The organism is Corynebacterium sp. (assembly GCF_030530965.1).
In the GTDB taxonomy this organism is placed as follows: Bacteria; Actinomycetota; Actinomycetes; order Mycobacteriales; family Mycobacteriaceae; genus Corynebacterium.
On record NZ_JAUMTY010000003.1, the window covers coordinates 89,703 to 105,903 of the forward strand.

Annotated in this window: 11 protein-coding genes; 5 read left to right on the forward strand and 6 right to left on the reverse strand. The window is 57.5% G+C overall.

Annotated features, from left to right (window positions below):
* The coding region (locus Q3981_RS01570) for a hypothetical protein (protein ID WP_303123187.1) at positions 1-1,121 on the reverse strand (1,121 nt) is incomplete at its 3' end.
* Entirely contained in the window at positions 1,114-4,356 is a 3,243-nt protein-coding gene (locus Q3981_RS01575; RefSeq protein WP_303123189.1) for a DEAD/DEAH box helicase, read from the reverse strand. The genes Q3981_RS01570 and Q3981_RS01575, both read right to left, overlap by 8 nt.
* 308 nt (positions 4,357-4,664) lie before the next feature.
* Between Q3981_RS01575 and putP the strand changes: the two genes are divergently transcribed.
* The 3 genes from putP to Q3981_RS01590 all read left to right on the forward strand — a co-directional run bounded on the left by putP (position 4,665) and on the right by Q3981_RS01590 (position 7,630).
* Positions 4,665-6,260, forward strand: a complete 1,596-nt coding sequence (gene putP / locus Q3981_RS01580; protein WP_303123191.1) for a sodium/proline symporter PutP — start codon at positions 4,665-4,667, stop codon at positions 6,258-6,260.
* Between the two features lie 53 nt (positions 6,261-6,313).
* A complete protein-coding gene (locus tag Q3981_RS01585) occupies positions 6,314-6,973 on the forward strand; it encodes an HNH endonuclease family protein (protein WP_303123193.1) in 660 nt (219 codons plus the stop codon).
* 174 nt (positions 6,974-7,147) lie between these two features.
* Positions 7,148-7,630, forward strand: a complete 483-nt coding sequence (locus Q3981_RS01590; protein WP_012731940.1) for a hypothetical protein — start codon at positions 7,148-7,150, stop codon at positions 7,628-7,630.
* Between the two features lie 113 nt (positions 7,631-7,743).
* Here Q3981_RS01590 and Q3981_RS01595 read toward each other — a convergent pair whose 3' ends face one another.
* Positions 7,744-10,230, reverse strand: coding sequence for a DEAD/DEAH box helicase (locus Q3981_RS01595; protein WP_303123195.1), 2,487 nt, complete (start codon positions 10,228-10,230; stop codon positions 7,744-7,746).
* A 567-nt stretch (positions 10,231-10,797) separates the two neighbouring features.
* Complete coding sequence (locus Q3981_RS01600) at positions 10,798-12,054, reverse strand: SLC13 family permease (RefSeq protein ID WP_303123197.1); 1,257 nt, start codon at positions 12,052-12,054, stop codon at positions 10,798-10,800.
* 190 nt (positions 12,055-12,244) lie between these two features.
* Between Q3981_RS01600 and Q3981_RS01605 the strand changes: the two genes are divergently transcribed.
* Positions 12,245-12,970, forward strand: coding sequence for a hypothetical protein (locus Q3981_RS01605; protein ID WP_303123199.1), 726 nt, complete (start codon positions 12,245-12,247; stop codon positions 12,968-12,970).
* 63 nt (positions 12,971-13,033) lie between these two features.
* Here the strand turns inward: Q3981_RS01605 and Q3981_RS01610 are convergent, their stop codons facing one another.
* The gene (locus Q3981_RS01610) at positions 13,034-13,801 is read right to left on the reverse strand and encodes a hypothetical protein (RefSeq protein ID WP_303123205.1); all 768 of its coding nucleotides are present in this window, start codon (positions 13,799-13,801) and stop codon (positions 13,034-13,036) included.
* Between the two features lie 199 nt (positions 13,802-14,000).
* Positions 14,001-14,855 (reverse strand): (2Fe-2S)-binding protein, encoded by an 855-nt coding sequence (locus tag Q3981_RS01615; RefSeq protein ID WP_303123207.1) that lies wholly within the window; start codon positions 14,853-14,855, stop codon positions 14,001-14,003.
* Between the two features lie 395 nt (positions 14,856-15,250).
* Here Q3981_RS01615 and Q3981_RS01620 point away from each other — a divergent pair, with 395 nt between their 5' ends.
* The gene (locus Q3981_RS01620; protein WP_012731946.1) at positions 15,251-15,673 is read left to right on the forward strand and encodes a Fur family transcriptional regulator; all 423 of its coding nucleotides are present in this window, start codon (positions 15,251-15,253) and stop codon (positions 15,671-15,673) included.
* Positions 15,674-16,201 lie beyond the last annotated feature (528 nt).

Consider the following 16,201-nt stretch of genomic DNA (forward strand, 5'->3'; position numbering starts at 1 on the left):
TCGTCATCCGGGGACTGATCTGCGTGTTCTTGTTGTTCGTCGGGGTGAGCCATTTCTGGCGGTGCGGTCATGAGGTGGTGATAAGCGTCTTCGAGGTCACTGCGTGCACTGAGCTGCCCCACCGCCCCATACGAAACCCAACTGAGAACTTTCATAAGGGCTTGTTGGTCATGGTCTTCCAGGGCCGATGTTTTCTTCACGTCCGGTGGAGCCGGGTAGTTGGTGGGCACGCCCCAAAACGTCTCGGGGTCGGTCTGCTGCCCATCGACGCCATAAGCAGACAAATTGCCCCCACCTGCATCCCATCCACGTCGCGCTGTTGCGTTGTTCTGTCCGAATGCATCAGAACTAGAGAGATCCGGAGTCGATGACGACGTCCCGCGTCCAGTCTCTGGGTATCCCTGGGCCTGATGAACTCGCCGAGAGATGTCCGCTCCGGTGGTGTTGGCCACGCGGAGAATACTGAAAGGGTCGCTGGTAAACCGCTCTTGCAGATATAGGCCAACGGCGTAGATGTGTTTGCACCACGGGTCCGGGTCAGGGCAGCTGCATGACCACCGTGCGTCGTCGAACGGGAACAGCATGCTTTCGAGGCGACGATCTTCCTGCAGCTGCATAAAGCTTTCATAGGCCTGATCATCGTCGGCCAAATATTTAATAGCGTGGTCGACGGCATCGGGATCATGCGGAACATACGCGTGGATGGTGAACGGCTCCGGCTGAGACCCCATCACCTGGGCGACTATCTGCCAATCCTCCATATCTACCCGCAGGATAGAGTCTCGTCGGAAGTAATCGCGGCCTCGCTTCTTCCTCCCGGCCTCGGTGTTGTCATCGAGCTGACGCATGACTACTGAGGCTGGCCACGGGTGCGCGCTACGGGCGTCCCGACCACGAGGGGAACTAACGCGTCGCTTTCCCCCTGCCTGTCGGTTCGCAGTCTTGGCGGATACAGCACGCTGAGATTGGGGTGCCCGACGTCGAGGGGCCGAGGTCTCCTCACCATCTACGTCAGCGGTGTCCCGGTTTCGCCCGAAGTTCAGGTAGATAACGTTATCGTCGACGGTGAGACGACGTCGCTTATCGCCTGATCGCGAGTGATTATGCGGTGTGTCACTCATGGTGTCTCCCGGCATTGCTGGTCGTTGGCAGGCTATGCCGCGCCCGAGCGTTAGTGTATTCGGACCGAATAGGCTTTGTAGATTCCTTCATGGCGACCAACTGGAGAAGCTCATCGTCTGACAGCTCGGAAATCCAGGCCTCACCAGTGCCGACAACGGCGCTGGCCAGCTGGAGTTTCCCTTCGATAATATCGTTGATTTTTTCTTCGATCGTTCCTTTACTAATTAGCTTATACACGCTGACGTCGTGTTCTTGGCCAATGCGATACGCACGGTCAGTAGCTTGGTTTTCGACGGCCGGATTCCACCACCGGTCCATGTGAATAACAACACTGGCTCCGGTGAGATTCAGGCCGGTTCCCCCTGCTCGGAGGGACAGAATCATGATCGGCGGGCCCGCCGGGGAATTAAAAGTATTCACCATGCGGTCCCGTTCTTTTCGCTCTACCGAGCCGTTAAGAAAAGGCACGTCAATTCCATATCGGTTGTTGAAATATGTTTTGAGCATATTCCCGAACACGACGAATTGGGTGAAGATCAGCACCTTTCGCCCCTGCTGGAGCGCTTCATCCACGAGGGGTTCGGCGGTGGCGACTTTGCCGGAGCGATGGTGGGTTCCGTCCAAAAACGGTGAGTCGTCCCCCAGGTACTGCGCGGGGTGGTTGCATATCTGCTTTAAACCTGTGAGCAGCTTAAATATGAGTCCACGACGATCCATCCCTCCCTGTTTGGACTCGAGTTCCTTAGCCACGGTGGCCGTGACGGTTTTATACAGACTCGCCTGTTGCGGAAGCATCTCTGCTACCAACACAGCTTCGTTCTTTTCGGGAAGATCGTCGACCACAGCGGGATCGGTTTTCACTCGCCGGAGAATGAATGGTTGCGTGAGCGTTTTTAAGTCCGCTGTGAGGTTGTCGTCGTGGTACCGCTCGATCGGGATAGAATACCGGTCACGAAACTCGTTACGTTTCCCAAAGAGGCCGGGATTACAAAAGTCCATCACTGCCCACAGCTCATCCAACCGGTTTTCGACGGGCGTGCCGGTCAGCGCAAGCCGGTGAGATGCCTGCAAAGTCCGAAGAGCTTTCGCGTTCTTCGTACTGGGGTTCTTCACTTGCTGGGCTTCGTCTATGACGATGCGGTGAAAGTACGTTTTCCCTAAAACCTCTTGATCACGCGTCGCGATGGCGTAGGTGGTGACAATGAGGTCGGTTTCGGCGATCTTACCCGTCAGTGCTTCACCTTCGAGCCGCTCTGGACCATGGTGCAAGTAGGTGCTCAGGCCTGGCGCGAATTTTTTCGCCTCCGCAATCCAATTCCCGATCACCGATGTCGGAGCAACAACAAGGACTGGCCCCGACGGCACCGCATTTTCTTTTTCATAGGCCAAAAGCGTCAGTGTCTGCAGTGTTTTTCCGAGACCCATATCATCAGCCAGCACGCAGCCAAGATGTTGCGACGTCATCCACACGAGCCAGTCAAAACCTCGACGCTGATATTCTCGCAGCTCAACAGTGATTCCCGACGGCGTGTCCATGCGCTGAGGCGCTATGGCTTTATTCACTCCGATGAGCGCACTAATCCATGTCGCTGCTTCTACCATCACGCTGGCGTCGTCCGCGTTGGGATCGTCGGAATCCTCGTCACCGTCGCCAGGTGACGCGGCTATTCCGTCGGCAATAATTGATCCTGTTTCACCATCGTCGCGAAGATCGCGACGAATCTCGTCGGTAGCGCGACGGAGTTGGCCTACTGTCACCTGACTCTCGTCGGTACTGCTGTTGTCCTTGCCAGCAGTCCTATTTACCAGGGACGATAAGTGCTTCGATGCCGCTTTGAGCACGCGAGTATCGGCCTGCACCCATTTCCCTCGGATGTTGACGAGGTCCGTGCTGGATTGGAGGAGGTCATCTACCTCGGCGGGCGATAGTTGGGTACCGCCCATAGATGCGGACCATGAGAAGTCCAAGAGCTGGTCGAAACCCAGTTTCGCGTCACCTGGCCCGTTCACCACCGAGGGCTGCGCTGATAGTGACACTCGGACTTTTTCCTTTGTCCATGGCGCCGGAACGAGGACGCGGAACCCGATGTTCCGAAGCGCATCTGCGCCCCTGTCAATGAATTCCACAATGTCGTTCGTGGATAAGAGATAGTCGCGCGTATCAGGGTCAATGCCATACGTGGCGAGTTGTGGCCACACATGCGATGCCCGCTCTAGTTGCTCGTCCACACGCTTGCGAAGTGCAGGGTCATTGATCGGCTGCGGAATCGGTGCGGGCGCGTCGGTGCCCGAGCGGTAAGCCAAACGGATCCGCCACTGAATCTCGGGTTCAGGCTCCGCAGTGGTACCGAAGTCATGAACGTTGTCGGTTGTATCGATCAGCCGGGATGCGACGTCATCTCGGGTTATGTCCGCCTCCGCCAGCTCACGGGCGGCACGCGGATCCGCCGGGTTGAGACGCGGTTCTTCCGTTTCCACATCGTCGGGTTCGTGAACAATAAAGATGAGGTCATAGCTTTCCGACGACATTTTGCTACGCCACGTATTGATATCGACGACCATCGACCCGGTCGCCCGATCCAACGGTGATCCGTCAATAAGTGAGCGGACCAGAGGCTGAACAATCTCCTCCTGGTCAGGCATAGACACCAACGTCCGCCGTGCTAAGGCGTCGATAAGTGGGACGGAAATTCGTTCAGCGAGATCACGACCGCCGGAGAGCGTTAGCACCTCCGGTGTTGCCTCAACCATCTGGGCCAGCCAGACGCGTTCCGCCATGCCGACGGCGGGCTGCCACATCGGAATCCATTCCTGGTCAACCCACTGCATTCGGAAGAGGACGCGTCCGGACATGCGGAGTTTTTCCAATCCGCGCAAGAGGGTAAGCACGAATTCCGTTTCCGGCGCGATACCCACGTCGTCCGGAAGCTCATCATTGTCCTGCAACCGGGCCAGCGCTATCAGGAACTCGACCGCCTGATCCGGAGTGAACTCCACTGTCGGGATCGTCAACTCGCGGAGACGCCCTTTTGGCGTTGATAGCACAGCGTGCGCACGCCGTGGCGCCACCGTCCGTCGACCATGATTGGTTAACGCATCCAGAATGACCTGCGGAAATTGGTCACGCGGTAGGTCAGAATAATTAGCCACCACCTTGTGACCATCGGTCTCCTCCACCCACACATGCATGCCGGAATGCACCGGCCACAAAACATGGAGAAGATACGCAGTCATGGTTTCATTGATACCAGGCCGACGAGACAAACAGTCGAGACATCCACATAACACCGTTGAACATATTTTCGATTGAGTCGCCAAAACCGCGTGACAACGACGTGAAAACCACGAAAAAACTAAGGATCAGTGTGGGCAAAACAGCCCGCCGGATTTGATACGCCTTCGTATCCGTGACACCCTGAAAACGCTCTTTTATCAATCCCCAATTTTTCTATTCGTATTTGTTCGTATTCTTTGTCCCTATTCGTAGCGGTTCATGATTGATGGAACTGCTGTCCCAGCACGCTAACCACCGAGGAGTCTTTGTGAGTCAACAAACGTGGTTCATTATCGCCATGGTGATTTATCTGCTCGCCATGCTTGCGATAGGTCTGTATTCGTTCCGCCAAACCGATGAATACGACGATTACATGCTTGGCGGACGCGGCCTGCACCCGTTCGTCGCCGCCCTCTCCGCCGGGGCGTCGGACATGTCCGGCTGGCTCCTCATGGGGCTGCCTGGCGCCATGTACGTGTCGGGCTTCGGCCAGCTATGGATGCCCATCGGCCTCCTGATCGGCTGTTGGGCCAACTGGAAGTGGACCGCCCCACGGTTGCGTTCCTACACGGAGATCGCGGATAACTCCATCACCATTCCGTCGTTCTTGGAAAAGCGGCTCAACGACAAGAGCCATGCGCTCCGCATCGCCGCTGGCCTCATCATTCTGGTTTTCTTCACCTTCTACGTCGCGTCGGGAATGGTGTCCGGCGGCAAGTATTTCCAGTCGACATTCGGTGGCGACTACCTCGTCGGCATGCTGGTCATTGCGTGTGTGACCGTTGCGTACACCTTCATCGGTGGTTTCTTGGCTGTGTCCTACACGGATACGGTCCAGGGCCTGATCATGTTCATCGCGCTGATCCTGGTCCCCACCTTCGCTTTGCTGCACATGCATGACGCCGGCTCAATCTGGACCTACCAGACCGAGCACAACTACGGCTTCCACGAAGCATTGAGCTCCAACCCCCACTGGTTCTCCCTGTTCAACGGCGTGTCCTTCATCACCGCCATCTCAGGATTGGCATGGGGCTTGGGTTACTTCGGACAGCCACACATCATTGTCCGCTTCATGGCCCTGCGTAAGCCCTCCGAGGCACGATCCGGACGTCGCTACGGCGTTGTGTGGATGTCCCTTTGCATCATCGGCGCAACTATGGTGGCCGTCATTGGGCCTTCCTTCTTCGGCCAGGACCCCTCAATCCACATCGACGACACCGTCAACTACGAGACGATCTTCCTGGATATGGGGCAGATCCTGTTCCACCCGCTGATCGCTGGTCTTATTTTGACGGCGGTTCTCGCGGCTATCATGTCGACGATCGCCTCCCAGCTGCTCGTTGTCTCCTCTGCGCTGGTTGAGGACATCTACAACGGTCTGATCAACAAGAACGCGAGCCACAAGACGTTGATCAACCTCTCCCGCGCTGCCGTGATCATGGTGGCCGTCGTCGCCGCGCTGCTGGCTTTGGATCCGAACAGCCAGATCCTCAACCTGGTGTCCTTCGCCTGGGCCGGCTTCGGTTCTGCATTCGGCCCGATGGTGGTGGCCGCACTGTACTGGCGTCGTCTGAACTACCAGGGTGCGCTGGCTGGAATGGTCACTGGTGCGGTCGTGGCCTTCGTTTGGGGCCAGTGGATCGTTGACACCCCGTTCGGCAACGGGCTCTACGAGATGATCCCGGGCGTCATTTGCAGCACAATCGCTATGATCGCCGTGACCTTGGCGACGCCCGAACCTGACAAGAGCATCACCGACGGCTTCGACGAGGCCTCCCGCCTCGCCCGTGTCGCGGAAGCCAACCCCGAGCTGAACATCGCGACAGCTCAGGAGAAGATCGAGGAAGGCAACATCAAGGCCTAGTTTTCCTTGGACTTTCCTTGGAACCTCACCACGTGGAGTGCGTCTAAACAGACGTGCTCCACGTTTTTTCATCTCCACATGCTTATTGCCGACGCAGGCTCAGCGTCGTCACTCTCGTCCTGGTCGCAGGGCTTCTCGTTGTAACGATCGTCGCCATGAGGCATCGCCCCGACACCAGCGAGCGTCGCTCCTTGGACGCGCTTCTGTCGTCGGCACGAATTATTGACTACCGGACCACAATTCTGGGATATCAGCGCGATAAATTCGGCGACGGGTGGGCGCGATCCCCTACTCCGCAAGGAACATGGTGCACCACTCGGCAACATGTTCTTCGTGAACAACTTGATGACATAAAAACGGCTGACACCTGCGACGTTGTCGGCGGGCGTGGACTCGACCCCTATACAGGCAAGAACCTCACCATCGGATCTATCGACATCGACCACATCGTGCCGCTCGCTGCCGCGTGGGACTTGGGTGCGGCACAGTGGTCGCGCGAGGAACGGATGAGCTTTGCCAATGACAGGAAACGGAATCTGGTGGTGACCGATTCCCATGTGAACAGGACAAAGAGCGACAAAACGCCGGAAGAATGGATGCCGCCGAGCGCGCGACAAGCCTGCTGGTATGCCACCACCTACGCCAAGGTGATTGTCGCGTACGACCTTGCCCTGACTCAACGGGACGCCAGTGCCCTGCGGGATGCCTGTTGAGAAAACCAAACAGCACACCGGGCCCAGCGCGTCGCCACGCCACCACGCGGAACGTCGAATCTGACTTCGTGTCATGTCATCGACCCTTCGACCGGCCACTATTCGCTGGCAGGTACCCTATTGACAGACGACGTATTCATTGACGACCCCTGACCCCAAGGAAAAGGACACATCGTGCCTGAACATTTCATGGTGCTTATCCACGTCATTGCGGCGATCATTCTGATCGGCCCTGTCATGGTAGCCACCTCCCAATTCCCGAAAGCTGCACAGGCAGCGCATAACGGTGATGAGTTAGCGCGAGGCCGAGCCCAATCGCTGCACTCGATCACCAAAGCCTACGGATTGTGGTCCTTGCTCGTTCCCCTTATCGGATTTGGTGCCCTCTTTACCGTCGATGGTGCCCTCAAGAACTACTTCATCCACACCGGCATATTGCTGACGGTGATCGGGTGGGGAATCCTCTTCTTCGTCATCGTTCCTAAGCAAAGGACCCTGATCGCGGACCTAAATCTTCTCGACGAAGCCGACGACATCGAACCCGACGAGGTTCCGCCCGCACAATGGGATAAGACCCCGGGGATGCTCAACATGTTCTCCGGAATTTTCAACGCCCTGTGGGTTATCACCGCTATCTTGATGTTCTTCCGACCTTAAGTCGTTGACGCCACAGGACGTATAACTGCGACGAGGCCGACAGCGCAATGCTGCCGGCCTCCATTTGTTTTATTACTGGTTCAGGGCGGGTTCACTCCCGCCCAATTTCCGGTTTAGTACCGGTCGTCGCGACCGCGCCCACGGAATCCACGGTCGTTAAAACCACGGCCGCCTCGGCCGTTCCAATCCCGGCCACCACGGTTCCGATCATTGCGGCCCCCGTCACGACGATCATTACGACCACCGTCGCGACGTCGGTCTCCACGATCCCATGAATCGCGTCCACCGCGACCGCGGTCATCGCGGCCCCGATCGTCACGGCCACGCCCACGGAATCCACGGTCATTAAAACCACGGCCACCATCACGACCACGTGAACGACGGTCACCATGACCACGATCATTGAACCGGCCACCGCGTCGATCACCCGACTGGCGATCCCGCTTATGCGCACCCGGCCGACCTGCTGGCGCACCCGGATCCGGCTCGATTTTAATGAGCTGGCCGGACACCCGCGTGTCCTCCAACGCCTCAAAAACCTCCATCGGCAAATCCGCAGGGAGCTCAACCAAGGAGTGCTCCGAGAAGATCGAAATCTTACCGAAATCACGGGAGTTGAGGCCGCCCTCATTCGCGATGGCACCCACAATCGCCCCAGGCCGAACCTGCTGGCGCTTCCCCACGGCGATCTTGTACACAGCCATTTCTTTACCCGTGCGATCAGTGAACCGCGGAGGCTCCTTGCCACTGAAGCGCTCGTTCAAGCTACGAGTATCGGGCTCGCGGTCATTCCTGCGGCCGCGTCGATCATTGCGACGATCATTACGCCGGATAGTGTCTTCCTTTAACAGGAATTCATCGCCCGATTGCGATTGGGTTGCAAGTGCAGCAGCAATGTCTGCCAGCGGTGTTTCGTGTTCTTCGGCGTAGGAGTTGATCAGGCCACGGAACAAATCAACCTGCGGGTCCGCCAAGGACTCCGTGATCGACTGCGCGAACTTGGCCTTGCGGGTCTCATTGACCTCATCAACCGTCGGCAATTGCATTTCCTCGATCGAGGACTTGGTCGCACGCTCGATGGACCGCAGCAAACGCCGCTCACGCGGGGTCACGAACAATATCGCCTCGCCGGAACGGCCCGCACGGCCGGTACGTCCAATACGGTGCACATAGGACTCCGTATCGTGCGGAATGTCATAGTTGACGACGTGGGAAATGCGCTCCACATCCAGGCCACGAGCGGCCACATCCGTCGCCACCAAAATGTCCAGGCGACCATCGCGCAATTGATCGACGGTCCGCTCACGCTGATTCTGCGCCATGTCACCATTAATCGCGGCGGCAGAGAACCCGCGAGCACGAAGCTTCTCCGCGAGCTCCTCAGTGTTCTGCTTCGTCCGAGCGAACATGATCATCGCGTCGAACTCGGTGACCTCGAGGATACGAGTCAACGCGTCCAGCTTGTAGTGGTGGTTGACCAGCAGATACTGCTGATGGATGTTGTCCGCCGTGCGCTGCTGCGACTTAATCGTGACTTCACGCGGATCCTCCAGGTACTGCTTTGACAACCGACGGATCGACGCCGGCATCGTCGCAGAGAACAACGCCGTCTGCTTATGTTCCGGAGTGTCGGCGAGAATACGCTCAACGTCCTCCTGGAAACCCATGTTGAGCATCTCATCCGCCTCATCCAAGACGAGGTATTTGAGCTCAGAAAGATCCAGGCTGCCGCGTTCCAAGTGATCAATCACGCGACCGGGCGTACCCACCACAATGTGGGCTCCACGCCGCAAGCCCGACAACTGGATGCCGTACGACTGGCCACCATAAATCGGGAGGACATGAACGCCACCCAAATGGTCAGCGAACTCCTGGAACGCATCCGCCACCTGCAGCGCGAGCTCACGCGTCGGCGACAACACCAATGCCTGGGGCTTCTTCTGCGACCTATCCAACCGCGACAAGATCGGCAGCGCGAAAGCAGCGGTCTTACCGGTACCGGTCTGAGCTAAGCCGACAACATCACGCCCCTGAGCGAGGATCGGAATCGTGGCCGCCTGAATCGGCGACGGGGTCTCAAATCCGACCTTTTTCACAGCACGGACGACGTCATCGCTCAAGTCCAGGTCGTCGAAAGACGGGCCCTCGTCCTCGTCATCATCGGTGTCCGTTGATGCCTCTTTGTCCGACGATTCCTTGCCAGACGCATCGTCGTCGGAGTTTTCTTTGTCCGACGTTTCTTTGGCCGGCGCATCCTGATCGGACGTGCTCTCCTGCTCAGGCGCATCCTCCGCACGGGTTTCGTCACCGCCGTTTTCAGTCGAAGCGGTGTGCGCCTCATCTGCGCTATCTGCCACGTCTGAGCTCGTCGTCGGCTCAGACTTATCCCTCGAATCATCCACCGAATCAGCGGAGATCACGTCGTCCAACGTCAACGCATCATCCTCAGCGCCGCGTTGCTCGTCCACATTCTCATTCACACTCATGTCAGTGCCCTGCGTCGGGCCTTCACTCTCATTTCCCATTGCGGAGCTTGCGCTCTCGCCTCCCTTAACGGAGTTTGTCTCAAAGTCGGTCGGGGTGGTGGGCTCGTCAGCCATATATTTTTACCCATCTATTTTCTGCCCGACATATCCGTTTCAACGCTCACATCCAACGCGCGTAACTTCATCGGAGGCCATCACTGGTGAACTCTCAACCGGGCTGGACACTCAACCGCACTTCGTCAACAGCTTTCACACTCGACTTCACCACAGCGCTCTGCCGCGCCATTCGCTCGAGAAATCACCCGAGAGCGCAAAAGATCGCAACAGTAGTAAGGGGAAGAAGGTCAGCGTCGACAAGAAGTAGAACGGTGAACACTGGTCAGAGGTTCACGAGTGAGGACGTAACGGTATTCGTCGGTACTCAACAACGTTTCACATCACAATAGCCACTTATTGGCCACCGGCTGTCTCAACAGCAACGACGACAAGCAGCTATCACACTCCCACGGGCGGACCTTGTGAAGCCATCCCGTCGGAACCCAAACGCAGGTAAGGCAGGTGCCTATTCACAAGAATGGTGGGCTCCAGCCGGTGCGCTCAGTCCCCAACAGGTTACGCGTCCGGCCAGAAAAAAGCGATTCCACCTGGTGGCGCGCGTGGTGGCTCGGGCGGCTAGGCCCGTTAAACCACCATCATCGGATAGATCAGCAGCAAGAGCGGGGCGATCACACCCATGGAAATCGCCAAGCTCAGCAGCAAACGGAAGGTCCTGTTCTGCTTCTCCTCCTGCACCTGGGCAACGACCAAGGTGCCGGCGACGTGCACAGGGTTAACCACCATCAACGCCGCCGGAGCTGCAATCGCGGCAATCACCCACGTCATATGCTCATTCCCCGGGAACGACGACATCGCGATCGGCAACGCAAGCCCCAACACGCCCAACGTCGAGGATTCAATATTGCACAACAGGGTGGTCAAGTACACGATCGCGGCCAGGAGCAGGGCCGAGCTGCCGATAGACAACATGCCATGCTGGATCGAATCCATCGTGCCAATGTGCTTCATGACGCCCAGGTACGTCAGCAAACCAGTCAACAGGATGATGGCATTCCACGGCACCGTCTTCAGCAGCGCCTTCTCCGGCGGGTTAAAGACCAGCTGCAAAATGACGACCATCGCCATCGCGGTCAATCCGACATCCCAACCGAAGGCAATCACGCAGACCACAAACATGATCAAGGCGAGGCCCGAGCACATTGCATAAACAGGCCGCTCCACGGCGTCGTCGGCCGCGCCTTCGACGACCTGTTCAGGCTTCATATTCGCACGGGCACGGCCCCACTTCGTCGCGGTGAAAATAACCTGCAGCACGGCCACGGCAACCACCGCCGTCACCATCGCGACGGCCCAGACGCCCCACTTGGAATAGGACACATTGTGATCCGCAGCGATCGAACTAATCAGAGCACCGACGGGGTTCAAAGGCGACGGGCCAGCCATATTCGCCCCGATAATCACAGCAAGCTCGTTAATGAAGAACATGTGGCGCGTTCGCGACGACACATAGGCCACCATCGGCACCAATAGCGCAATCGGCGCGGTAGCAAAAGCGCCCGCCGTCGATAATGCAGCGCCCAAAATGAACACTGCCCAAGGCAAAACGTAAACCCGGTCCCCTACGACGTCGAAAATTTTGACTATCAACCACGTCAAGGCACCCGACTGTTTCATATGGGCAAAGAGCAGTGATACGCCGGCAATCAAGACCACCAGTTTGCCGTCGAAGAACTCGAAAACTTGCTTGGCGTCGACCCCCGCAATCACGGCGAGAGGAAGTGTGGCGGCAAGGGCCAAGATACCGATATTCAGCTTCTTACTGATGGCCAGTAAGAACACAAGAACCAGGAGTATCAACGAAAGTAGCTGGTCAAAGGGCATGAGCGATACCTTCCATCCGTGCGCTCCAAGTCAGGGGTGAGCGGGTATCACAGACGTGCCACTGAAACCAGTAACTGTAAGCGCGGACTTCGGGGCATCCTCCGTGAACTTCCCACGGCTCTCTTGTAACGGTACGCTCGAGTGGGTGCGATCCATTAAATCCGACCCCATCACAGCAACAGATACCACCATGTCAACTGGCCAACAGGCCCCCATTCGAGGGCGTAATTACCGACGCACGTCGCTGAAAGTACTTGCCGCAGGCGGCTGTGCCATCGCTCTGTGTGGTGTCGTCACCGGATGTTCCTCGAACTCGGACGACGACAACTCCACCAGTGTTGTCACGTCGACGTCGACCAGGACTGCTGCCCCGTCGGCACAAAAGAGCCCTGCTCCGTCAGAGGACAATGGCGAGGGCCCCTCGATCCCGCCGAGCTCTGCTGCAGATCCATCTGGCGCTAACAACAGTGGTGCTGCGAACGACAATGCGCTGCTTAATGCTGTCGTGGGGTCTGACAAGAAGAACACCGACGTTAAAGACGTCCGTGGAGCGGGAACAACCAAAGAGTTGGGCGAGCCAGCCTTGGCTAGCGGTATGCCGTTCTATCCCCCGGGCGTGCAATTTACGCGCAATGGCAAAACGATGACTGTCTGTAGTCGTGGAAATGACGCGGCGATTAAGAAAGGTATCGAGCAGGTCGCAGCGGTGGAAGGCACAACTTGCGAGTTTGCTAGTGCTGCTGCAGGCGAAGCTTTTAACAAGGTGACCGGGTCCAAGAAGCTGAGCCAGATGACGCCCTTGTCGTTTACCGCAACATCCCCGGTAACCAATGAAAAGATCACTCTTAAGTGCGAAAGCCAGGCGGATGTTACCGCTTGCGAAAGCAAGAGCGGCGCATCGGTCTTGATGTGGTAGCGGTGGTGCGGGTGCCGTGGTGCTGTATCCGTACCGCGCGTGCCGTAGCGCTCTAGCCAGCGCTTACGCTTCGTTCACCCACGGATCACGCGCACTGCCTCCCCATGGATCGTTGGCTGAGTTGATGAGCTCAGCCTCCCAATTCTCCGCTTGGTCTACAGCGACGCTGAGCACGTTAAACACCGTGTCATAGTCTTTGAACACCCCCAGATCCATGACTTCCACAGCGACGTCATCGTCACGGAAATCGCCGTCGTTCTCGGATGCATCTGGGTCGGCTGTGTCTAGGTCGTCGGTGTCATCAGGTTCATCCGCGTCGTCGACATCATCGGATTCGTCGGAGTCATCTGCGTCGTCGGGGTCGTCGGGGTCGATATAGGTCACAAATGCCACACTGACGGACGGGGACGACGAATCCACCGTCGTCACCACTTCCAGGGACGACGACTCCCCCACATCCGCGGATAGCAGCGTCGGGTCCTCGTCATCTTGTTCAAAGTCCAAATCCGCAATACGCGCATCTGATCCGTCGAGAAGATCTCGGATAATCGTCACCGCTTGGTCCGTCGCAACGTGGAAATTGACCGTATCGACGGCATCCTCGACAGTGAATATCGCTGTGACCAGCATGGCGTCGTCATCGGATACATCGTCGCCCGGCGCGGTATTAGCGACGGCCACGTACACATTGGCTGCCGGAATGTCTGAATTGATCTCTTCGCAACGGAGATCCACGTCCGGCGAGATGGGGACATACAGGGCCTCGCCCGATATACGGGATTCGATCCCTTCCCGGTCGAGAGCCGCCGCGATCAATTCTAGGAAATTCATGTCCCTCCACTACCTTTCCAACGCCGGCCGAACCGCGATAGGCGTTGCCACGAGTGTACGCCGAGCCCGAGCCTTTCTACAGGCCATAAGGATAGGGTGAGCTAAAAGTTAGATGGCTGCGGGAGCTGGGTTTCGCGTGGCGGGTTCCGGCGGGTGGCGGATTGTCGCGTGACGGGTGATTCCACGCAGGGCCCGGCATCTATAACTCAAGAAGGTTCCGCCGAGATTTTTTATCTCGACGCGGACAGTTCGTGCACATATCCGCCATCGGCGAGCGATACATCATGCAGCACGATGATCTCACGACGACGACACGCTCCTCACCCATCGCGTCGGTAATCCACTGGGAACGGAATGGCGGCACCCGGGCGCCCCATGTCGCCGCTTCGTCGCGGAACGCGTCCTCACACGTTGCCGCGCACTCTTCCCCTTCCTCTGGCGCGAAATCGTCGTTGCCTGCTTCCGTGGCGGCACTTCCTAAAGCGTCGACGGCGATGGCCCGGAGTGGGGCCGGCGAGACCGAGGTCACATCAGCGAGGGATTCGATGACGGGGCGGATCGTGTCGGCAAAAATAGCGCCAAATTGATCACGCGTTGTGGTTGCCCGGGGATGGAAGCTCCACCACATGCCTTCTCTATGCTGGAGAATTCCGTCGTCGATGTTCGGGCTGGGGCACACCGATTCCTGCACCGTGAGCCACAGCGAAGGGGCGACGAGGGTGTTGCAGAAGCTGTAGAGCCACAGGTGGGCCGCGTTTTTTTCGGACTCTAGCTGGAATTGGCGCTGTGCTGCGGCAACATTGCGGCTCATCACGCTGGGGTCTACGAGGTCAGAAAGGGTCCACGTCGCTCCGGCACTCTCCTGCTCGGGAGTCTGGTCAAAGCCCTGCTCAGACGTCGGACCGATGGGGTGACGATTTTCATTACTCGACAGGGCACCCTCATCCGGTCTACTATGAAAACCGTTGGGTGATACGCCACCTATTTCAGGTGCGAATCGCGGCTGGCGGGATATGAGCCGAGCGAAAGCCCGGTCTAGTGAATCAGTACCCATTCCACAATCCGCCTCCCACTGTGAGAACACTCCGAAACACGCTGGATAACGCTACCAACTGTTTCTGCGAGGCATCTTCCACAGTACCAATACATATTTGCTCCCACAGCAGTATTCATTTTCCATCCGGATGTCCGGCGCCATGGACCGCGCCTGAGTGGTACACAGGTGTCCGTTAGGGCCTCTGATACAGGAAAATCCAAAATTTATATATTTAGATGTAACGCTCACATATGAATTTCACTAAATATTAAGTGGGTGCACCACAGTATCCCCTCGGACGCTGCCGAGAACCCAACAGATGTAACACGCGTCATTTGCTCACAGACCACATCGTGAGCCAGACCACAACCGACTCGCGCCCCCGAGCAAACGACACTAAGGAGAAGAATTACATGACTACGACACCACGCCGTAAGACAATCGGCATCCGTTCCACCCGCCAGAGGGCAGCCGTCGAAGATACCCTCGCTGACCTTCCTCGGTTCGCCTCTGCGGGCGACATTCACCGTCGCATCGTCGACAAGGGTGAGAGCGTCGGGCTTACCACTGTGTATAGGACCCTTCAGGCACTTGCCGACGCCGGAGAAGTCGACGTTCTCAATAGCCTTGGTGGCGAGGCGCTGTACCGCAAGTGCAACTCCTCGACGCACCATCACCACTTGGTATGCACCAACTGCGGAGCCGCCGTAGAGATCGACGGAGGCCCCGTCGAAGAATGGTCGCAGCAGGCTGCCGACGAGCACGGCTACGTTCTCACCGGCCACACCGCCGAGGTGTTCGGCCTGTGCCCGCGCTGCCACGGTAAGAAGTCGTAATACAGGATGACTTGTTGTGCATGAGTGCACCCAGTGACAGCGGATATTAGCCGGCCGGAGATGGGTTCTCCGGCCGGCTTTATCATTGTGTGCTGCGTTGGTGTGCAGTGCTGGTAGGGCGCTGATGTTGCATTGTTGCGACGCTGGTGTTGCGTTGTTACGGCGCTTGGGGGTTTACACCAAAATGTGTCCGCGCGCCGGAAAACTGCGCGGGTATATCAGGGTCGGTTGTGAAAACTGCGGAGGAATATGGGCGAAAAATGGCCGAGAATTGACCATATATCCCCACACTTTTATTTTGGGGCGCGTATTCCCCCGCACTTTTGGGCTCCAGGATCCTGTCCGCACCGCCTTCTGTCGTATTACCCGGCGCTTGCGTGGAGAAACCCTCGGATGGCCAACAAGAGTGGCCGCTAAATTAGCCCGAGAAAATACGCCCCAGCACGAAGGTGACACTGGCTGCACCAGCACCAATCGCAAGCTGGAATAACGCACGCTTCACCACGGATGTACCAGAGAGCAAACCGA